Origin of the sequence: Dyadobacter sp. 676, from assembly GCF_040448675.1 — a bacterium.
Taxonomy (GTDB): domain Bacteria; phylum Bacteroidota; class Bacteroidia; order Cytophagales; family Spirosomataceae; genus Dyadobacter.
The window spans coordinates 6,714,126-6,736,258 of sequence record NZ_CP159289.1 but is presented as its reverse complement, the minus strand read 5'-3'; the positions used below and the strand labels follow the sequence as shown (position 1 = coordinate 6,736,258).

Annotated in this window: 12 protein-coding genes and 1 pseudogene; 2 read left to right on the top strand and 11 right to left on the bottom strand. The window is 50.4% G+C overall.

Going from position 1 to position 22,133, the window contains the following annotated elements:
• Nucleotides 1-15: 15 nt before the first annotated feature.
• From ABV298_RS29565 to ABV298_RS29545, 5 genes and pseudogenes are all read right to left on the bottom strand, one after another.
• A complete protein-coding gene (locus tag ABV298_RS29565; RefSeq protein ID WP_353719720.1) occupies nt 16-3,261 on the bottom strand; it encodes a TonB-dependent receptor in 3,246 nt (1,081 codons plus the stop codon).
• Nucleotides 3,262-3,860: 599 nt separating this feature from the next.
• Complete coding sequence (locus ABV298_RS29560) at nt 3,861-5,288, bottom strand: DUF1501 domain-containing protein (RefSeq protein ID WP_353719719.1); 1,428 nt, start codon at nt 5,286-5,288, stop codon at nt 3,861-3,863.
• Nucleotides 5,289-5,456: 168 nt separating this feature from the next.
• Nucleotides 5,457-7,765, bottom strand: a pseudogene (locus ABV298_RS29555) (DUF1549 domain-containing protein).
• Between the two features lie 323 nt (nt 7,766-8,088).
• Entirely contained in the window at nt 8,089-9,594 is a 1,506-nt protein-coding gene (locus ABV298_RS29550; RefSeq protein WP_353719718.1) for a RagB/SusD family nutrient uptake outer membrane protein, read from the bottom strand.
• Between the two features lie 11 nt (nt 9,595-9,605).
• Nucleotides 9,606-12,839 (bottom strand): TonB-dependent receptor, encoded by a 3,234-nt coding sequence (locus ABV298_RS29545; RefSeq protein ID WP_353719717.1) that lies wholly within the window; start codon nt 12,837-12,839, stop codon nt 9,606-9,608.
• A gap of 403 nt (nt 12,840-13,242) precedes the next feature.
• Between ABV298_RS29545 and ABV298_RS29540 the strand changes: the two genes are divergently transcribed.
• Entirely contained in the window at nt 13,243-15,153 is a 1,911-nt protein-coding gene (locus tag ABV298_RS29540) for a gliding motility-associated C-terminal domain-containing protein (RefSeq protein ID WP_353719716.1), read from the top strand.
• Nucleotides 15,154-15,187: 34 nt separating this feature from the next.
• Here ABV298_RS29540 and ABV298_RS29535 read toward each other — a convergent pair whose 3' ends face one another.
• Both ABV298_RS29535 and ABV298_RS29530 read right to left on the bottom strand, forming a co-directional pair.
• Complete coding sequence (locus ABV298_RS29535; protein ID WP_353719715.1) at nt 15,188-15,565, bottom strand: helix-turn-helix transcriptional regulator; 378 nt, start codon at nt 15,563-15,565, stop codon at nt 15,188-15,190.
• Between the two features lie 235 nt (nt 15,566-15,800).
• The gene (locus tag ABV298_RS29530; protein ID WP_353719714.1) at nt 15,801-16,616 is read right to left on the bottom strand and encodes a 2,3,4,5-tetrahydropyridine-2,6-dicarboxylate N-succinyltransferase; all 816 of its coding nucleotides are present in this window, start codon (nt 16,614-16,616) and stop codon (nt 15,801-15,803) included.
• A 365-nt stretch (nt 16,617-16,981) separates the two neighbouring features.
• On the opposite strand from ABV298_RS29530, the gene gap reads away from it, so the two are divergent.
• Nucleotides 16,982-17,995: a type I glyceraldehyde-3-phosphate dehydrogenase gene (gene gap / locus ABV298_RS29525; protein ID WP_353719713.1), complete on the top strand. Its 1,014-nt coding sequence runs from the start codon at nt 16,982-16,984 to the stop codon at nt 17,993-17,995.
• 61 nt (nt 17,996-18,056) lie between these two features.
• Here the strand turns inward: gap and trmB are convergent, their stop codons facing one another.
• The 4 genes from trmB to ABV298_RS29505 form a co-directional block, all read right to left on the bottom strand.
• On the bottom strand, nt 18,057-18,716 hold the full coding sequence (gene trmB / locus ABV298_RS29520) for a tRNA (guanosine(46)-N7)-methyltransferase TrmB (RefSeq protein ID WP_353719712.1): 660 nt from the start codon (nt 18,714-18,716) through the stop codon (nt 18,057-18,059).
• A gap of 14 nt (nt 18,717-18,730) precedes the next feature.
• On the bottom strand, nt 18,731-20,032 hold the full coding sequence (locus tag ABV298_RS29515) for a folylpolyglutamate synthase/dihydrofolate synthase family protein (protein ID WP_353719711.1): 1,302 nt from the start codon (nt 20,030-20,032) through the stop codon (nt 18,731-18,733).
• A gap of 7 nt (nt 20,033-20,039) precedes the next feature.
• The gene (locus tag ABV298_RS29510) at nt 20,040-20,966 is read right to left on the bottom strand and encodes a hypothetical protein (RefSeq protein WP_353719710.1); all 927 of its coding nucleotides are present in this window, start codon (nt 20,964-20,966) and stop codon (nt 20,040-20,042) included.
• Between the two features lie 107 nt (nt 20,967-21,073).
• Nucleotides 21,074-22,129, bottom strand: a complete 1,056-nt coding sequence (locus ABV298_RS29505) for an SPOR domain-containing protein (RefSeq protein WP_353719709.1) — start codon at nt 22,127-22,129, stop codon at nt 21,074-21,076.
• Nucleotides 22,130-22,133: the final 4 nt, after the last annotated feature.

The following is a 22,133-nucleotide window of genomic DNA, read 5'->3' as shown; positions in this document are numbered from 1 at the left end:
TTTTACAAGTCAGGCTTAGAAGTTCAGGTTCACACCGAGCGTCCAAGTACGGGGTACAGGATAGTTCGAGAGATCGATACCCTGGCTCAGATTACCACCATCACCTTGTCCATCGCCTTGTGCGCTGGTTTCAGGGTTAGGCCCACCCCAGTATTTGGTGAAAACATAAACCTGCTGTACGCTTCCATAAATGCGGGCCGACTTGAAAAACTTGTTGATACCACCCAAATTGAATCCCAGCGTAATGTTCTTGATCGTGAAATAAGAGGCGTTAGCTACAAAGTGCGAGCTGGCCCAGTCACGTTCGATACCGGTGAAGTTACCACCGTTGTTGGTAGCGCCATACATACCTTTGCCGGGGGTGATCACGGTTTGGGCTTCCTGTGCTCCGGTTACCGGATTAGGCCCGTTTTTCACACGGAAACGGTCTTTCGCACCTGCTACCATATTGAACACACCGTCCAGATTAGCGGTGCTATACAAGTGGCGCACCCATAGCTCATTACCCTGCGAGCCGGAACCGACGATAGAAAGATCCCACGGACCATAGCTCAGGGTATTGGTGATACCGTAAGTGAATTTCGGGAACGGGTTCCCGATGATCGCGCGGTCGTCGGCATCGCCGCCATTCGTGATTACGCCGTCGCCGTTCACGTCCTTGAACTTGATCGTTCCGATCGCCGAGCGGCCAGGGATAACCGGGCTACTGGCCAACTCTTCCTTGCTCATGTAGAAGCCTTCTTTTACCAATCCATAGAACTGGCCAAAAGGTTTGCCTACCTGAGTTATGTGGAAAGTGCCATACACGCGGTCAATGCCTGGTGCCAGTTCCATTACCTTGTTACGGTTGATGGAAATGTTTGCGTTGGTGGTCCATTTCAGTTTACCTACCAGGTTGCGGGTCGTTAGCGATACTTCATGCCCCCAGAACTTAATCTCGCCGATATTGTCATTGTAGTTGGAGAAACCGGATTCCTGTGGAACCTGAACCGCATACAGGAGGTTTGTCGTCCGCTTGGTATAAAAATCGTAGACGAGCTGGACGCGGTCATTGAATAGGCCGAGGTCCAGACCTGCATCGAACTGCTTGGTAGTTTCCCAGCCAAGGTTACTGTTCGATAGCGACGTCACCTGTGCACCCGTTGCGACCGTGCTTCCGAAAACAGCATTCGTTGTATTGTTAACCAACGCGTATTGAGTATAGTTACCGATGTTGTTGTTACCGATTACCCCGTAGCTCGCGCGGGCTTTTGCGAACGAAACTTTTGGTATGGACTGCATGAAGTTCTCATCCGAAATTACCCAGCCCACGGATGCAGAAGGAAAAGTACCCCAGCGGTTGTCGGAACCGAAACGGGACGAACCATCTGCGCGTACGGCAGCCGTAAAGAGGTATTTACCCTTGTAGTTATAGGTCAGACGTGATATGTACGACATCAAGGCCCATTCGTTAGAGCCGTTGAAGGTGTTTGATCCGGAAATACCGTTTACGTTGAATGAACCACCGCGGTCGATGTTGATCGCACCCTGGATTGTTGGAAGGCGGTCGTCGGTGTAGGTGTTGGCCGTGATACGGTCAAACTCCTGGCGGAAGCGTTGTTGTGTAAAACCAGCCAATAGTTCGAAATTGTGTTTCTCATTAAAGCTACGGCTATAAGTTGCAAGGTTTTCGTTAAGCCATGAGAAGTTCTGATAGTTCTGGCGGATCGAAACCGCGGTTGTCGGGATCGGTACGTTGATTGCGCTCGTGGCGGTCGACGGGTTGAAGAAGAAGAACTTGTTGCTCTCCATCTCAATATTCAAAGTTGATTTCAAGGTAAGGCCGTTGATCGGATTGTACTGGATATAAGCATTACCCAGCAACTTGTTGATCTTCGTCTCGTTTGTCAGCTCCTTGGCAGCCCGTACCCAGTTCGGATAGTTAAAGATGTTACCGGTGCTGTTCGGGAATGTATTGAATTTGGTAAGCTCGCCGTTGGCGTCGCGGATGGGCATCACCGGCCACGTGTGCAATGCATTGAAAAGCACACCCGTACCGCGGTCTCCGTCGGTTCTGGGCGTATTGTCGTAAACGAATTGCGGTGCCACGTTGAAACCGATTTTTACCTTGGTCGATATATCATATTCGGTATTCATGCGTAGTGAATAGCGCTTGTAGTTGTTGTTAAGCACTACGCCCTTTTGATTAAACACCCCCGCAACAAGCGATGTGCGCATATTTTCCTTGTTGGAACTAATGCTGAGGTTATAGCTCTGGATGGGCGCAGTCCGTAGCAATGCGTCGTACCAGTCGTTGTTTTTGCCCCGATATTTCGAAGGATCCTGGAATTCTTCAGGCACCGGTTTGTTTTCGTCTTCGAACATTTCCTTTTTGAACTGTGCGAATTCTTCGGCATTCAACATCTTGATGCGACCTCTCATTGGGACTTTCTGAATACCCGCGAATGCGTTGAAACTCACGCTTGTTTTCCCTGCCGTACCGCGTTTGGTCGTGATGAGCACAACGCCGTTGGCCGCCCGTGAACCGTATAACGACGTAGAAGCGGCATCTTTCAGAATGGTGATATCCTCAATTTCATCCGGGTTCATCTGCCCGATGGTACCTGTGATGGGGAAACCATCGATTACGTAAAGCGGATCGCTGCCGGCCGTAACAGAGACCTGGCCCCGGATCCGGACGGACATCCCCTGCCCCGGTTTACCGGTCGTCTGGTTGATCTGTACACCGGCTAGGCGTCCCTGCAATTTTTGCGTTACCTGCGAAACCGGAATGTCTTTCAGCTCCTCACTTTTAACTGTTTGAACCGCTCCGGTAATTTCCTTTTTCAGCTGGCTGCCATAACCCACGACCACCACTTCCGTTAACGCTTTGGCGTCCGTCGCGAGTTTGATATCGATTGTCGAACTCGCCCCAACCGGAACTTCCTGCGTCAGGAAACCCACGGACGAGAAGATCAGCACGGCTCCGTTGTCGGGGACGTTGATGGTGTAAACACCATCCGCATCCGAAACGGTACCCACCGTCGTGCCTTTGAGCACTACGCTCACACCCGGCAGTTTTTCGCCGGTGTCGTCAACCACTTTACCCTTGATGGTCCGGTCGGCAGTGACATGATTGCCTATTGCCAGCGGATTAGGATTGAAATTATTATCGGCCATCGCATTGAATCCGCAGGCAACCCCGATGAGCGCCTGGCCCACTGAAAGTCTCAGGATCGAGTTCAATCGTGCACGATAAGCAGATTGTCGAAATTGATTCATAAGTTTCATTTTTAGATTTAGTAATTAGCAGAGGCCCCGGTCGTCGGACTGCGACGCTCGGGATAGTTGGGTTAATCGGTTAAGCTTTCTATTCTCATAGCATTCGGTTTAAGTGAACAAATTGTCGGGATCGGGAAACAGCAGTTTGATTGATACAATTTTTGAAAACATCGCCGTCGTTCGGTACGAAGCAGTCGGCCTTCCGGCGCGAAAGTGCCCCGAAAAACGATAGATTTAATGCTGATGAAGATTTGGAATACTTTAAGAAATAAATGTCCAACTGACGCATAAAAGACAATTATTCATCCTTAAAGTAACATTTATGCAATAGTAGAAGGATTGGAACAACAGACTGTCCTGCTCTGTCTGGTTTTGATTAATATTTCATTAACATGAGTTTTTTGGACATATCTTATACCAAACGGGTTACAAAGAGGCATGGCCGCGTGTTTTTACAGTCCGTCCGGGAGCTTTTTGACGCAATCGGGATAAGAAGTAGTCAGTCGAAATCCGGGAATGGGAGCGATTTGAAGAAGGTGGATTTCGACGGGTGGTTGTAATTCAAAACCAGGCAGGCCGCAAGACCTGCCTGGCTATACTTATACAAGCAATTCCTTGACGGCCAATCCCTTGCCGTCCGGAGTGGTGTAGAATGGCCGCTTCTCGATTTCGTACTGGGTGTCCGGTGGAATGCCCAACGCGTGGTAAATCGTCTGGTGGATGCCTTCGATCTTGACGGGGTTTTCGATGGTCTTGCAAGGACGTTCGTCGGCTGTTTTACCATAAACGAAACCCTTTTTGATACCGCCGCCGAACATTAGCATCGAACAGCCGTCGGTGAAATGGCGGTGCATGCCGTAGAATTTGAGATCCGAGAGGATATCCGGCTGCGCGACCTGCTCTTTCACTTTGGCGTCGGGCCGGCCTTCCACCATCATATCGCGGCTGAATTCGCTGGCGAGGACCACCATCGTACGGTCCAGCAAACCCTTCTCGTCGAGGTCTTTGATCAGCTGTGCAACCGGGCCGTCGATTTGCTTTTTCATATCCTGCAAGCGGGTATGGCCGTTTTCGTGCGTGTCCCAACCTTTGAACGGCTCGTATTCCGTCGTCACGCTGATGAATCGCGCACCTTGCTCGGTGAGCCGGCGGGCAAGCAGGCACCCCAGCCCGAAACGACCGGTATTGTAAATATCGTAACTTTTCTTTGGCTCGGTACTCAGGTCGAACGCCCTCGATTCCGGTGAATTGAGCAATGCGTAGGCCTGCTCCATCGACCGTTTCAGCGATTCGCGCTGGTAGTCGCTGCCAAATTCGCCGATCGGACTGTTGTTAATCAGCTCATTGTATAACTGGTTCCGGCGTTCGAAGCGCTTCGCATCCATGCCCACGGGCGGGCGCACGCTGTCGAGGCCCTGGCTTGGGTCGGGGATGAAGAACGGACCGAACTCGTTGCCGAGGAAGCCGGCGGTATGAAATGCTTTCAGTTCTTCGGCCTCCCCCACCGTGAACCGCTGGCCGATATCGATGAATGCGGGGATCACGGGATTCTTGGGGCCGAGCTCCTTGGCGATCCAGGCGCCGATGTGTGGCGCGGCCACCGTTTGCGGTGGTTCGTAGCAGGTGTGCCAATGGTACTGATGCCGCGAATGCAGGATGTGCCCCATATCGGCCGCGACGTACGAGCGGATCAGCGTTCCCTTATCCATTACCTGCCCGATCGACTGCAAGCCTTCCGAAAAGTGGATGCCGTCGAGCTTGGTGGGCAGCGATTTGAAAGTGCTCAGAACGCGGTTACCTTCCATATCCTTTTCGAAGGGCGTATAAGCTTTCGGGTCGAAAGTTTCAGTATGGGCCATCCCGCCCGCCATCCATAAAAGTATCACTGTATCCGCCGTAGAATTGGCCCCCGCCTTGCCCCGGCAAGAGCTGAGGAGGTTTGATATGGGCGCTCCGGCGGCCAGGGCAGCCATCGTAGCTGCGCTTGCACGTTGCAGGAACTCCCTCCTATTCCATTGGATTTTCATTTTGAAATATGTTTAAATGATTGTATGTCAGTACTTTAACTAATTTGCTTTTATAGCTTTTAATACTTTTAGTATTTATTAATAGTATAAAAGCTTATTAATCTAATTATATGTTGTAAAATATTCGATTGTATTGAATGTTCTGTATGGTTAATATGGCTTATACATTTAATATATCAGCTGAAACTCCGGGACCAGCGCGATAGCCCAAACGAGGTCCTGAATGCCCTCTTCGCTTGGTGTCGGTCCGAGGATTTTTTTGCAGCCGCCAGTTCTTTCGGCACAGGCGCCCGGCCCAGTGCCTTGCGGTAAAGCGCCGTCACGAGCGAGTCGGATGTCGGGTACTGCGACTTCCATACTTTTGACCCCGCCTTAAGTGTTTCCGTAAATTTCGAACCGTTCGTCAGTTCGAGAGCCTGCAGAAGATTGGCCTGAGAGGAACGGCTCGTGCTGACCGTTTCCCGGTTCGGGCGTCCGAGCGCAGTCAGGAACGGATCATTTTTTACAAACGCCGCACGCGGGAATGGCAAGCGGGTCTTGATGTCTTCCGGGAGCTTCTTCAATGCAAGGGAAGTGTCCGCATACATCGGCGTAAATGTGGTGCTGATCGCATCCGCGAACTGCTCGGCGCTGAGCCGCCGGCGGACCATTCCGGTAAATTTGAAATCGTTCGCCATGATGTCGTCCGCTTCTTTCACCGACGACGACGGCAACTGGTAGGTCTTCGAAGTGACGATCGTGTAGATGAGCTTTTTGATATCATAGCCATTCGCAACGAAGTCGGAAGCCAGCCAGTCGAGCAGGTCCTGGCTCCACGGCGCATTGTCCATGGCGTCTACCGGCTCCACGATACCCCGTCCCATCAACTGGGCCCAAACGCGGTTCACAAGGGTACGGTACAGCCGGCCGTCTTTGGGCTGCACGAGGAAATCGGCGAGCTGGCGGAGACGTTTTTCCGTGCTGGCGTTGACTTCGATTTCGCCCAGCTCCGGATAGAGTATCCGCGTACCGGCGATTTTTCCCGTTGGTTTGTCGCAGCGGTTGATTTCCAGCAATGTATCGGCAAAAATGTTGGCAAATGCGTAGGCATCGGCCAGTTTCCAGTCGCTGATAAAACTGTCGTGGCAGGAAGCGCATTTCAGATTCAGCCCCAGAAATACCTGGGCTACGTTCTGCGCCGCCTGCATTTCGGTTCGCTGGCTGGAATTGATCGTTCCGCGCCACTTAATACCTTTGATAAAACCTTCCGATTCCTTGTTCGGGCTGATCAGCTCCTTCACAAACCAGTTGTAAGGCTTGTTGCTTTCCAAACTCGCGTACAGCCATTTGGAAATACCAAACCGGCCGCCGGTGATATAACCCGTTCCGTCGTAGTCGTTTCGGAGCGCATCGTTCCAGAAGGTCATCCAATGTTGCGCGTAAGCGTCGTTTTGGGCCAGTAGCTCCCTGGCTAGTAACTCTCGCTTGTCGGGGCGGGTATCGGCGATGAACGCATCGACCCGTTCCGGCGGAGGAAGGAGCCCGATGATGTCCAGGTAAACGCGCCGAATGTAAGTCCGGTCGTCTACCACAGGTTTCCAGCTGATTTTGTTCTTTTGGAAATAAGCATTTACGAACAGGTCGACAGGCTTGTCGAGCCCGGCGGTTGCGGCCGGCACCTGCGGTGTGCGCGGAGCCAGTTCCGCTACACGGTAAATGCTCTTTTCCTTACCGGACGGCCACGGAGCACCTTTTTCGATCCAGAAGCGCAGGATTTTAACCTCTTTCTCGGTGAGGCGCTTGCCCTTTGTCGGCATGGCCTCCTTGTGGCCATTGGGTAACGTAATCCGTCGGATGAGTTCGCTTTTATCGGGGTTGTTCGGAACGACCACCACACCGTGCTCGCCCCCTTTCATGATCGCTTCCTTGCTGTCGAGCCGCAATTCACCTTTCATTTTGGTTTCGCTGTGGCAGCTGTAACAACTGTGCGCCAGGATGGTCCTGACTTCTACATTCAGATTTTGAATTTGCTCGGCGGTTAGTGTCCCATTACTGGCCAGTACAAAGTTAGCTTCGGTTTCACCACCTTCCGGTTCAGCCGTTTTGTTTCCCGGCAGCACGCTCGACAGATAGTCTTCGCCATGTGTGAGCATTGCACCGTAATGCCCGGCAAAAGAAACACCGAACACCGTGGTGAGCAGCAATCCGCGGAAAAGGCTCCGGTTACCTGAGCGCAATACCAATGCGGTAACCAGCGACAGCACCATCGTGGCGATTCCCGACCAGCGGTGGATTTCGAGGTTGGTGCCGCTGGAACCTTCGTCGCTGGCGAGCAGCAAGCCGAATATCACGGCAATTACAGCGCTGCCGGCGCTTATCCAGGTGATAATGCGGGTACCGTCGTGTAAAACGGTAGATTTACGCTTCCAGTCGATGAGCTCGAAAAGCAATGCAACGCAGAGTAGTCCAATGGGAAAATGGACCATTAAAGGGTGCAATCGTCCTAAGAATTGCCAAAGCCAAAAAGTTTCGGTTGCTTGGAGTAACACAAGTTCAAGGGGTTAGTGGTTCAGGGAATATCGGCTGCGACATTCCGCAATATCATACAATAGTACAATGGGTCCAGGTTAATAGTATCCTGTTCTGTCTTGTTATAAATAATAAATATGCATGATTTTCTAAAAACGTTTATATAAACTTCTGCTTGCCTACCGGCTTGCTTATTAAGGTAATAACGATTTTTGTCATGGATTAGTTATAAATTTTATCAGGAGAGGCATATTGTAACGCCTCTCCTGAAATCTGGCAAATGCGCCGTACGTCAATATCCCGGATTTTGTGTCAATTTCGGATTGATCAGGATCTGCGGTGCCGGCAATGGCAGATAGTATTCATTCTCGGTATAAACGTAGTCCGTCGAGTTGAAGGGCACATTACCGCGGTCGACGGTCGGCTTGGCGCGCTCCTGTGCACCGTGCGCGTTCATGAATGCGGCCCATTCCGCCGGCGTTTTGGTGCGTTTGAGGTCAAACCAACGGTGATTTTCGAACGCCAGTTCCAGTCTTCTTTCTTTCAGAACAGCCGTTCGGAACGCAACTTTATCGGAAATGGCGAGGTCGGCGAGGCCGGCGCGTTTGCGTACCTGGTTGAGATACCCGAGCGCTTCGGCCGTTGGGCCGGATTGTTCGTTGATCGCTTCGGCGAGCATCAGCAGCACGTCGGCATAACGCAGTACCGGCCAGTTGGTATTCGTCCGGTTCACAATCGTATGCGGATAGTTGTATTTCGATACGTAAGGCACGGGATATACCTTACCGTCCAGCGTGAAGTTGGGCTTCAGGGAAATGTCTTTCCGCAGGTCGCCTTTTTCGTAGGTCGCCATAATGTCGTTGGTAGGGACGTTCCGGCCGCCATTTGAACCTGCGGCGTAGCCCGTCACCGCGCCTTTCGAAACCCGTGGAGCAAATACATATTCGAAGTTGCTCCACTCGCCGAGGTCGTTGTCGCCCTGGTACTGGATCTCGAAAATGGATTCAGGGCCGTTTTTCTTGGCCGGGGCCGGGTCGAAGTTGTCGGCGTAGTTCGCATTCAATGTATAACCGAGCGTGGTTACCTCTTTCAGCGTTGTGACGGCATCGCCATACTTCTTCTGGGTCAGGTACGCTTTGCCCAGCAAACTCAGCGCCGCGCCTTTGGTTGCACGGCCTTTGTCCGCGGCATTCGCATACTGGGCCGGTAATGCGGCTGCGGCTTCTTTCAGGTCTTTCTCGATCTGCGCCCACACATCTGCCTGCGGCGAACGCACGAGGTCGAATGCGGGGTCGGGCGTGGCGAGCGTGGAAGTCACGATGACTACATCCCCGAAATACTGTACCAGATTGAAATACATATAAGCCCGCAGGAATTTGAGCTGACCTTCCACTTCCTTTCTGCCCGTTTCGCTCATGGTGGCATCCACCATTTTTTCCAGTGTCAGGTTGCAATTGTACAAAGCTGCATAGTAGCCGTTCCATAGGTTGGCGATTTCGTTGTTGCCGGAGTTTACCGTGCCAAATTCAAATGCTTCCCAGCCCCCGGCACCGCCACGGTCCGACGGGTTCAGGTCAATGGTCGTGTTGTCGGTCTGAAACTCACCAAACAGGTAGGCTGTGTTGGTTAAACCCTGTATTTGGCTGTAAACGCCGCTCAGGGCCTGTTTTACCTGCTCTTCATTTTTATAAAACACATCCACCCCTACCTTGGTCGGATCGGTCTGATTCAGGAAATCCTCGCTGCATGACGACAGACAAAGTGCCAGAGCGATTCCGAGTATCGTTACTTTTTTCATCTTCGTCATTGTTAGAAGTTAACTTTAATACCTGCGGAGAATGTTCTTGGGACCGGATAAGACTCATCGTCGTTATTCAGTTCGGTTCCGCCGCGCACGCCCGCATCGGGGTTGTTGCCCGGATATTTGGTGATCAGCAGCAAGTTGGCCGCATTGACGAAGATGCGCGCATCGGACAGGATGCCATCCACTTTCGGAAGCGTATAACCGATCGTCACGTTTTTGATCCACGTATGGCTTCCGTCGTAAACGTACCGTTCGCTGCTCTCGCGTGACCATTTGAAATAGTCCGTTCCACCTTGCGAGTGCTTGTCGTTCGGGTTGGGACCAGGGTTTTCAGGTGAGCGCCAGCGGTCTTTTGCTTTTTCGAGCACATTGAAAACACCGTCCATATTCATAGTGGAAGCCTCGATATTCCGGTAAATGTCGAACTTGTGTGCACCCATGAGCAAAACACTCACATCGAAGCGTTTGTAATCCGCACCGATGGTCCACCCCCAGTTGAATTTCGGGTTCGGGTTGCCGATTTCGGTCATGTCTTTGGTATCATAAGAAACGATGCCGTCTGGACCACCGTCAGGTGCGCCATGTAAATCGGCAAATTTCATCGCTCCCGGCACGGCGCCTTCCTGCACAGGAGAAGCATCGATTTCAGCCTGCGTATTGAAGATACCCAGTTTTTTATAACCGAATATCATACCGATCGGCCGGCCCACTTGCTGGATATTATACCCGCCATACTGGCTTCCCTGTAAAATGAAATCGTTCTGCCCGCGGATCGCGAGGATCTTGTTCCGGTTAAAAGTAATGTTCGCATTGGTCCGGAAATTCACCTGACCGATCTTCATACGGTAGCTACCCGCAATTTCTACGCCCTGGTTCTGGACTTTCCCCAGATTTTTCAGGGTTGATGTAAAACCGGATACAGCGGGGATATTGTACCCGAGCAACATGTCGTCGGTGATCTTCTTGTAATATTCGACCGTGAATACAAGACGGTTGTTGAATGTGGCAAGGTCGAGACCGATGTTCAGCTGGTTGGATTTTTCCCAGGTAAGCTCGGAGTTTGCAAAACGGGTTACCGTCTTGCCGGAAGCCAAAGTGTTGTTGAAAACATAGTTGTTGAGCCCGAGGAACGCCAGACTGGCATAGTTGCCGTCGTCGCCTGCGTTTTGCCCGGTACCGAAGTTGTTGTTGGCGCTTACCTGGTAAGTGTTATTACCGGTCATACCCCAGCTGCCGCGCAGTTTAAGGTCCGTAAGCCATGCCGCTTTCGGGATAAAGGGTTCTTCCGAAAGTCTCCATCCCACCGATACGGCGGGAAAGTTGCCGAACTGGTGCCCTTCGCTGAAACGGGAGCTGCCCTCGCGGCGGAAAGACGCCGAAAACAGGTAACGGTCTTTGAATGAGTAATTCAAACGGGCCAGGTAAGCAAGCATCGTCCATTTACGCTCCATGGAGTTCGACGAACGGATAGTCGCATTCCCCAGAAACGGCGCAAGGTCGTCGGGAAAAGTGTTACCCGAGCCGTACAGGCCCCTTACAATCTCCTGCTGCGCGGTATAACCCAGCATTGCGTCCAAATGATGGTTTTCGCCAAAATTCACATTGTAGGTCAGTAACTGGTCGGCCGTATAATTGCGTAATTCTTCCATATCGTCTCGCTCGGTCGCAATGCGCGGAGGCGCGCCGTTCGTGCCGGTTGCGATAGCCAGGCCAATCGTAGAAGGAACATATTCCTTGTATTTGTTGTAATTGATCTTCGCATTGACCGACGTTCTGAATTTCAGACCTTTGGCGATATTGAAATCGATATAACCATTGGCAAGCACGTCGGCAATGTTCCGGTTGCGATCGATGGCTTTCAGCAGATACAGCGGATTTGGAAAACCGAAGATATCGCCGACACCATTATAATACGGGATCAACTCGCCCTTTTCATCATAGGCCGGGTAACGCGGGTCGCTGATCAGCGAAAGTCCGACAAGCGCACTCCGACCGTCCGTAGCGGCAAGGCTCGAACGCGAGTAGCTTCCCGCGATATTCACACCCATCGAAATGAACTTATTGATATCGCCGGCAAGGTTCGTGCGTACGGAGGCGCGGTCGTAATCGGTGTATTTCAATGCGCCTTCTTCTTTGTAATAGCCGATGGAAACCATTGATTTGATGGGGCCTTTGCCGGATGACAATGAAACGTTCACGTCGGTGTACGGCGCATTGTTATTCAGAATGAGGTCAAACCAGTTGGTAGAATACTTCGTGTTTTCGGGGTTGCGGAAGTCAATGGGGATTTCCTCGTTAGTAGGTTGCCGCTTGTTGGCCAGCACGAAGCGCCCGATGAAAACCTCTTTCTTGAACTGGGCGAAGTCCTGACCGTTCAACACCTTGGTTTTTCTACTATCCGGTACGTTCTGGATACCGTAGTCGACCGAAACGTTGAGGCTTGTCTTGCCCTCCTTTGCGGACTTTGTGGTGATCAAAACCACACCATTGGAACCCCGGGCACCGTAAATAGCCGTCGAGGCGGCGTCTTTCAGTACCGTGATGGTCTCGATATCGTTCGGGTTCAGGTTTTGTCCGACCGAAATACCGACCGGGAATCCGTCGATTACATACAATGGGTCGCTGCCAGCCCCGAGCGAGCTGATGCCCCGCACTTTTACTTCGAATTGTTGGCCGGGGGTACCGCTTTTTTGTTTGATGATCACACCCGGCGCCTGGCCTTGGATCATCCGGGTGACGTTAGACTTGGGCACTTCGCCGATATCCTCCATATTGATATTGGAAACAGCAGATGTAATGTCACGCTTGCGTTGGGTACCATAGCCCACCACGACTACTTCTTCCAATGCTTTGTTATCCACGGCTAACTGAACGTCCAGGGACGTCTGATTTCCCACTGTTATCTCTTTTGGTACGTACCCGACGAACGAGAAAACTAAAATCGGGTTACCCGTTTCAGGCACATTGATCGAGTAGTGGCCTTCTGCATCGCTGACAGTACCGGTGCTGGAACCTTTCACGATTACGCTTACGCCGGGGAGACCGGCGCCATTTTCGTCAGTTACTTTTCCGCCGAGCGTGCGGTCGGCAGTCACAGTGACCGGGTCTTTCAGCGGGGCGACGGCCGCACCGGCTTCATGGAAACCCGTGAGCACCACTCCCAGTAACATCTGGCCAAGTATTAGTTTGCTAAGCGAACGCAGGCCAGTGTCGAATTTTAATTGTCGAGGTTGATTCATACGTTTAGGATTGGAATAGTTAATGTTTGATCTGTAAAATGAGTGTCATGCTTTGGTTTTCTTCATCGGGTATCGTTTTAGGTGGAACATAGCGGCCGGAGCGGCCCGAAAGGAAATAATAAATTCAAACATACTGCCGGAAGACAACATGGTGGCGGTGAAGTATATATCGTCAACAATGTTCGATATATACAATTAATGATTCGAATTGTATTATTTCTCACAATGTATCTGTATTTGCATTCCCTACTATCCTGTGCTGTCCGGTAATACCGAAAAATTGTAGGCAGGACACAATTGGCGCAGTGGCCGCTTCCCGGTCAAAAAATTAATCTCCTGTTAATCGGATGATATACTGTTAATTGACTATTTTAGAGCGTCGGCGTTAACCAAATCACTCACGATGTTGAAAGATATACGGTTCCGATTATTTGTTTTCCTGCTGTTAAGCTGGCTTACGCCGTTAGCTTATGCCAATCACATAGTGGGCGGTGAGTTACAGATGAAGCCGACCGGCTTGACCGGGCAGTTCGAGATCACACTGATCCAGTTCTGGGATCAAAACAATCTTGTTATCCCCAAACCCAATGTTCCCGGCAATCGCGACCTGAGCGCCACTTTGTACATTTATCAGAAAAGCAACAGGAGCTATAAAGCGCAGGTCGAGGTAGATTACCTCAGGACGGAGCAGATCACCTATCAAAACAGGGCATGTGCCAGCAGCCGGTCACTTAACACATCCATTGGTTATTACAAGGGAACCATCTATCTCGATCCGGCCAAATACAATGATCCGGACGGGTATTTCATGGTCTGGGAGCGCTGTTGCCGCAACGACGACATCAATAATATAGAGGAACCCGGTGATAACGGAATGGTATTTTACCTGGAATTCCCTCCCCTTTCCCTTCCCAACTCCTCCCCCGAATTCGTTGCGCCCAACGGGCAGTACATTTGCAGTAACCGTCCATTTTCCATGAACATGAGTGCCAGCGATGCCGATGGTGATGAGCTCCGTTATTCGCTCGTTACGCCTATGCGCGGTAACACGAGCCCTACGCAGTCCACTGGCGACGGTACTTCCAAAAGCTCCTATCCACTGGTAACGTGGTCGAAAGGCGTAAACCTCTCCAATGTGATTCCCGGGAGCAGTCCATTGCGTGTCGACGCCTCGGGGAAGCTCACGGTAACCGCCAATGCATTGGGTTTGTATGTTTTTACGGTTCAATGCGAGGAGTTCAGAAACGGAAAGCGCATTGGAATGGTACGCCGGGATTTTCAGTTACTGGTGATCGACTGCAATGACGACCAGCCGGAGCCGCCCGTTATCAAACAGAACGGTCAGGTCGTTTCGGAAGTCAGTTTCTGCCCCGAGTCGCCAGTCGAGTTGTCTACCGAAAGTGCTGCGGACTGGTCGTATCAATGGCAACTGAATGGTCTGAACATTCCGGGCGCTACGGGAGCGAGCATCACGGTAAAGGATTCAGGAAACTACTCGGTGATCAAGAGTTATACTAAAAAATGCTCTCGCGATACGACTTCGGCCATTGTAAAGGTAGCTTTTGCCGATCCTGTTCCGGCGGAGATCACGGCAGACAAGCGGATGCTATGCCCGGCCGATTCGGTTGTCTTGCTTGCCAATGGTGGCGTAGTTGCGGCGGAGCAAAAATTAACGTGGCGACACGGCGGCATTTTGTTGGAAGCGAAAAGCCCGGATCTTACTATAAAAGAGCCGGGGACGTATGTCCTCGAAATCGATGATGCAACGCCGGGATGTGCCGGGAAGGACACCATTGAAATTGGCGTTGATCAGTTCTCGGTGACATTGCCTGAAAGGAAAGGAATTCCGGAAGGCAGCAGCGACTCGGTTACCCCGCACCTATCGCCGGATGTTGCGTCATACACTTACGCCTGGTCGCCGCCCGAAGGTTTGCTTTCCGCTCCCGACGAAAGCGTGGCCACCATTTCACCCGTTCAGGCCGAGCAGTTGTATCGCCTGCGTGTGACGTCGGAGAATGGGTGTGTGGCGGAAGACAGCGTACTGGTGTATATGATAAAGCGTATGTATGTTCCCTCGTCCTTCACGCCGAATAGTGACGGTCTTAATGATACGTTTGAAATTTTTAACGTCAACGACCAAATTGTACAAATGCGGATCTATAACCGGTGGGGCGAGCTCATCTATTATTCCAAAGGTTACGAAAAGCCGTGGGATGGAACCTATAAAAATACCCCTGTCCCACCCGGCAGCTACCCCTACGTGATTGAGACAACCGCGCAGGAAATCCAGGGTACAGTGCTGCTTTTGAAGTAAATCTTCGATTTTTGAATTTGTGACAGCCGATTTGTCACCCCCGTTTGAACTCCTGAAAAGTGCCGTCAGAGTAAAAAATAAGCACTTTTTCGATCTTTTTTTCTGGCGGAACGGGTGGTTTCTCTTTCACGACATTTGCCTGTGCGGACTGTGGCGCGGAAACGGGTCTTCTACGCGAATCTAAGACGGGTTCGCTGGCCGTCGCAGGTAGTGGCTCGTCATCGAGAATCCAGCTGACTCCCAAATCTGGAAAGCGTTTTGCGATCTTCTGCACCATATCCAGGCTTGGCTTGTTCCTGCCCGCCAGTACATGAGACATACTTGACCGTTGTATTCCGATTTCGTCTGCGAATAGAGAGGGACTGATATTTTTATCAATCAGTATCTGTTTAATCTTTTCAGTCAAATCCATATTGTAATCAATAATAGTACAAATGTAAATCATTAAAGTGTGTCATGCAATTTAATAACGTTCATTAGAATAAAATGCGCGATGATTTACTTAAATAAACTACTAGGATTTTACAGAATTATACGTCGATGTTCGGGAGTTTACTTTTGTATACTATGTAAATGTGGCAAAAAAAGTGCGGCATGAAAAAACACGCCGCACGGAGAATGTACTATCTATATGTTTTTTTGCTGGATTATACGGCTACGCTATTGTCGCGCAAGGCATCGTTTAGCGAGGTTTTAAGGTCTGTACTTGGTTTGCGCTTACCGATAATCAGCGCGCAAGGGACATGATACGTGCCTGCGGCGAACTCTTTCGGTAATGTACCGGGGATTACCACTGAGTCTTCGGGTACATATCCTTTATATTCAACAGGTTCGCTGCCGGTTACGTCGATGATTTTCGAGCTGCCTGTAATGGTAACACCTGCACCGAGAACAGCTCTTTTGCCTACCCGCGCGCCTTCTACGACAATGCAGCGTGAACCGACGAATGCCCCATCTTCGATAATTACGGGAGCGGCCTGAACCGGTTCGAGCACCCCTCCTATTCCAACACCCCCGCTCAGGTGAACATTCTTGCCGATCTGTGCACAACTTCCGACGGTAGCCCAGGTATCGACCATCGTTCCTTCGTCTATATAAGCACCGATGTTTACATAAGAAGGCATCAGCACTACTCCTTTGGAAATATACGCACCATATCTGGCCACAGCGGGCGGCACCACCCGAACGCCTAGCTGCTCGTAGCCGGATTTTAGTTTCATTTTATCGTGGTACTCGAAAATGCCAACCTCGCTAACCTGCATTTGCTGGATTGGGAAGTAAAGGATAATCGCTTTTTTTAGCGCTTCGTTAACGACCCATCCGCCGTTAGCATCAGGTTCAGCTACACGGAGCCGGCCTTTGTCGACTTCTTCTATAATGTCGCGGATAAAATTCTTTGCGGATTCTTCTTTTAACAGCTCGCGGTTTGACCAGTAATTTTCAATTTGCTCGGCAAAATTCATATTAAAGTATATAATTAATGTAATTAATTTAACTAGTTGTTTTACAGTGTTTTACAATTTACTTAAAAATAAACTTTAAGCAAATTATGGACCTCAAACATTCGCACAAGTAGAATGAGTCACGGAACCAGGCCGCAATATAATAAGTTATTACTATGTAATCAAGGCAAGGTTAAATAAGATGAAATCTGCTAGCTATTGTAATTAGCAAAATTGAAACTCGAGCATTCCTGAAATTTAGTACTTTACTAACATGAATAGTTTATCGCGTAGCTAGCTGCTTTCTCTCTTATATTTCTTTTAACACTTTTCATCCGCATACATTTTTATTAATATTGCGGCTGAAATAACCAATCTACCTCGATATGTCAAAAGTAAAAGTCGCAATCAATGGATTCGGCCGCATCGGCCGCCTTGTTTACCGTCAAATCTATAACATGGAGGGCATCGATATCGTAGCCATCAATGATTTGACCAGTCCAAAAGTATTAGCACACCTCCTCAAATACGATACTGCACAGGGACGTTTTGACGCCGATGTCAAACCAACCGACAATTCAATCGTTGTCAACGGCGAAAACGTCGTTATTTACGCGCAGCGTGATCCTTCCCAAATTCCCTGGGCGCAACATGATGTGGACGTAGTTCTCGAATGTACAGGTTTCTTCACAAGCGCAGAATCAGCAAGTGCCCACATTAAGGCAGGAGCTAAAAAAGTGGTAATCTCCGCTCCTGCTACGGGAGATCTGAAAACAATCGTCTTCAACGTAAACCATAACATTCTCGATGGTTCCGAAACCATTATAAGCGGTGCTTCTTGTACAACCAACTGCCTTGCACCGATGGCGCAAGTGCTGGAAGAGAAATTCGGCATCGTAAATGGCCTTATGACGACCATCCACGCTTACACGAACGACCAGAATACTCAGGATGCCCCGCATCCGAAAGGCGATTTGAGAAGAGCAAGAGCCGCTGCTCAGAACATCGTTCCCAACAGCACCGGCGCTGCAAAAGCTATCGGCCTCGTATTGCCTTCATTGAAAGGTAAACTCGACGGTTCCGCTCAACGCGTTCCGACTCTTACCGGTTCATTGACTGAATTGACGGCTATTCTGGGTCGCGAAACTACCGTGGAAGAAATTAACGCCGCTATGAAAGCTGCTGCTAATGAAAGCTACGGCTACACTGAAGACGAGATCGTGAGCAGCGATATCATCGGTATCAGCTACGGCTCACTGTTCGACGCAACGCAGACGCGCGTTCAGAAAGTCGGTGATGTTCAGCTTGTTAGAACCGTTGCATGGTACGACAACGAAATGTCTTACGTGTCTCAGCTCGTTAGAACCGTTTACTACTTCGCGGGTCTGATCAAGAAGTGATCTCAGATATAGAGACATAAAAGTCCCATCCCGGCATTTGGCTGGAATGGGGCTTTTTCATTTAAACCACCTGAGCTTTAATATATTTGATCGTATAGCCTTTCGCGGTAAAAATCCCTTCGTAATGTGTGCGGACGCCGTGGTGCTCATCCAGCAAATGCGACTCATAGAGGTTATCGGTATGCTCCAATATTTTGAAGTGCGGAGCCTCATCCAAAGTCTGCAGACTGTATTCGTAGAAGAATGTATTGTCGGTTTTCAGAAAAAACATTCCGCCGGGCTTCAAAAACGTCGCATATTTGGCGAGAAATGTGGGGTTGGTCAGCCGATATTTTTCGTAGCGTTCGCGGATTTGCGGATCCGGGTGGACAAGCCAGATTTCACTCAACTCATTTTCCGCGAAAAAATCGTCCGAATACTGGATGCCCGCCCGCAGAAATGCCACATTCGATAGATTATACCCGGTAGCCAATGCACTGCCCCGGGCAATCCGGTCCCCTTTAATGTCGACACCGATGAAATTCTTGTCCGGAAATTTCCTGCCGAGCCCGATGGTATACTCGCCCTTTCCGCACGCCAGCTCTACTACGATCGGACTTTCATTATTGAAATAAAGCTTGTTCCAATTGCCTTTGATCTCCGAATAAAGCGGTTTTCCCGCCTGGACTACGTTTTCTGCCTGCTCACTGAACCTGTAGTGCTGTAACTTTCTTCTTGCCATTATACTTCTATGCTCTATAAACTATCAATGTCTGCGACCACAAAGGTACTACCGCCCACGTAGATTGCGTCGGTCGGTGCCGAATCCCTTACGGCCTCTTTAAGCGCTTCGTTCACATTTCGAAAGGATTTCCCCTTCAAACCGTGTTCAAGCGCCCTTGCCTGCAATTCCACGGCCTTTAAAGCCCTCATATTCGATGGTTCGCAGAAATAATATTCTGCGTCCTGCGGAAATAGCCTCAACATTGCCGAAATGTCCTTATCGCCGACAAATCCGATTACAAATCGCTTTCTTCCTTTGCAAACGGATTCGAATTGCGCCAGGGTCATCGCTAGGCCGGCCGCATTATGTGCCGTATCACAATAAACGTCGGGTGCCTGGCCCAGTTTCTGCCAGCGCCCTTTTAAACCTGTAATCGCGCTGGCGGATGCAAGTGCGCGAAACACCGCTTCATCTCCGATATTCCAGGCTTTCGACACCAGCACCTCTTTTGCAGCCCACACGCCGGCTACATTCTTCAACTGGTATGAGCCCGTCAGATCCAGCGCAATGTGCTCCGCCACAACATCACCGGACCCGCGTTTAAGTATATCCACAAGCATCTTTCCTTCACGCATATCTACATACGACGCCTCATACGTCCGCGCAGCAAACGTCAACGGCGCATTTGCGGCTTCCGCAGCGGCGGTGATAACCTCGACAACCTCGGCGCCCTGCTCCTCACTCACGACAACCGGGACGCCGTTTTTGATAATACCTGCTTTTTCGCCCGCAATTTTGGCGAGCGTATCTCCCAGAAACTGCATATGGTCAAAGCTGATATTCGTGATCACCGATAGTTCGGGCGTTATAATGTTTGTCGAATCCAGCCGGCCACCCATGCCTACTTCGATCACGGCAACGTCTACACCGGCTATCTCGAAATAGGCAAATGCCATCGCCACAGTCACCTCAAAGAACGATGGCGACAATCTTTCGATGTTAGATTTTTGATCATCGACAAATTGAACAATGAATTCTTCCGGCACATACATACCGTTTACACGGATCCGCTCGCGAAAATCCTTCAAATGAGGCGACGTGTACAGCCCGACCCTGTATCCGGCTTCCTGGAGAATTGCCGCCAACATGTGCGAAGTGCTTCCTTTGCCGTTAGTGCCGGCGATATGAATGGTTGGGTATTTATCCTGCGGATTTCCCAGGAGCCTGCACAGCTCCCTGGTAGTATGAAGGCCCGGCTTGAAAGCACGGGCCCCGATATTCTGAAAAACCGGTAACCTGTCGTACAGATACCCGATCGTTTCCTGATATGTCATTTAGATATTAACGTGAACGTATTTTAAAGGTAATGGTACCGATCGATTCATCGGGCACATTGGCCGACTTGGGTACGAAAGTAAGGTCTCTGACGGCGCTCTTATATTTATTGACCACCGCGTAATCGGTTACCGTTGTGCTTTGTGTAATCACGCTCTTCACACGACCGTTTTTGTCGACCGTGATCTTGAAAGTGATATCTCCGGTGGCATCGGAATTGTCATCCACCACTGGTCTCCTGGACCAGCTCCATCCCGAAAGATTAAGGCCGACATTCGTCCCGCCGCCTCCGCCTTCGCCTTTGTAGGTTTTTGCGAAGAGGCTACCGGTTTTGGAGCCTTTGTCGCCTACCCCTTCGGCATCGTCGCCATTGTTATTGCCGCCAACGCCACTTTTCGTTCCATTAGTGCCATTGCTTCCCGATTTGCTGCCGGACGATTTGCTGAACAAAGCGTCTTTATTGATGGCTTTTTCAGGAGCCGGTTTTGCAACGGGGGCAGAAGCATTCTCGTTACCCGTCGATTTTTTAACGTCGGTCTTCTCCGGAGCTTCCACCGGGCTTTCCGTCTTGGACGTGATTACCGGCTTTTCAGCGACAGTTTTTGTGGGCTTTGGTGACTCTATTTTAGGTGGTGTCGGAGGCGTCGGTTTTGGTGTAGCGACCGATTTGATTTTCTTCACTTCGTCGGCATCCGCTTTCATGTTTTCGGCAACCTTGCTGTCGTTGGGCTTGTTGAACGTCTGAATATCTCCCTTGCCGACTTTACTGGTCCCGTAATTCACTTCCACGAACAACTCCATAGGTTCGGCTTTGGGAAGTGACGAGCTCAGCCGGATGAAGAAGAATATGCCCAACATCGCAGCCGTAATCCCGAAGGACCACGCCCATGAAATTGCGATACGCTGCCGGTCTTCTGCCTGTAATGTGATCATTTATCAATCTGGGTTTTTCTTTTCCGAAAACGTAAAAATAGTAAAAAACGTATGCAACAAAAAAGGAGGCCGATGACCTCCTTTTCGCATCTCTGTATTTTAAAACGTTATTTCTTCTTGAAAACCCAGCCTGCTTCGCCGATCACGGCTTTGAGTTGAGCCGACGCACGGTAGGCATCCGTTTCATTGTCAAAGCCGTCCACAGCCACTTTCACCTTTTTGCTGCGTTCGTCGCCCGGGATAATGAATGCTTTTGTCAGACCTTTTTCATTCAGCTGGGCAAGCAAAACTTTGGCCTGTCTTGTTCCCTTGAATGCACCGGCTATAACATAGAATTTAGCGGATGCAATATCGGTCGGCTTGGCCTCGGCAACCGCTGGGGCCACCTCCGCGACGGGTGCGGAAGCAACGGCAGCGGCGGAATCAACGGGCACAGGGTTTGTCTTTACCGCGATGGGCTCCGTCACCGGCGATGGTTCAGGCCGGGTGTCGTTTCTAACCACGGTGGTTTCCGCAGGCTCATTGCGCCCGAACATTTCGGCAAAAGGGTTCAGCGTGCTCTTAATGTATTCGTTTTCCGTATTCACCAGAAAGAAACTGAGCCCACATAGCAACCCGGCGATCACCGCTGCCGCAGCCCAGCCTGTCCAACGGAAACGTGGCTTTCTTTCATTTTCCAGTTCGACCACTTCAACATCGTCGCCCGTGTATTCCGCGGAGTTCAATGCAGCGACCGGCCGGCCTTGTATTTCAACGGCTTTTACCTTTTCGAAGCCATACCATTCATCCTTAAAGTACTTACCGGTGTTAGGTTCGAACACCAGCTTTCCCTCCACGTTCTGCTTGAACTCGCCGATACCTGCAATGCTCACTTCTCCATTGAGATCCAGCCCCGACCTCAGGCGATCGGTATAACCTTTGATGTAATCCAGGGCGTCGGCATGGGTCACTTTTTCATGACGTGAAATATAGTTAGCCAACAGCCCGTCGTCGAGTTTCAGGTACTCATTAAATGCCAGCCTTTTAACAGGCGGCGTGAAAATCCCTGAATTACCGTCATACACGGCCGGAACCTGGTGAGAAAGCAAGGCTCCGAACCCGGGAATGATCACGAATTCGTATTCTCCAATGAGTTTCCGGATGACTGTTTCGACTGCTATCATGAAC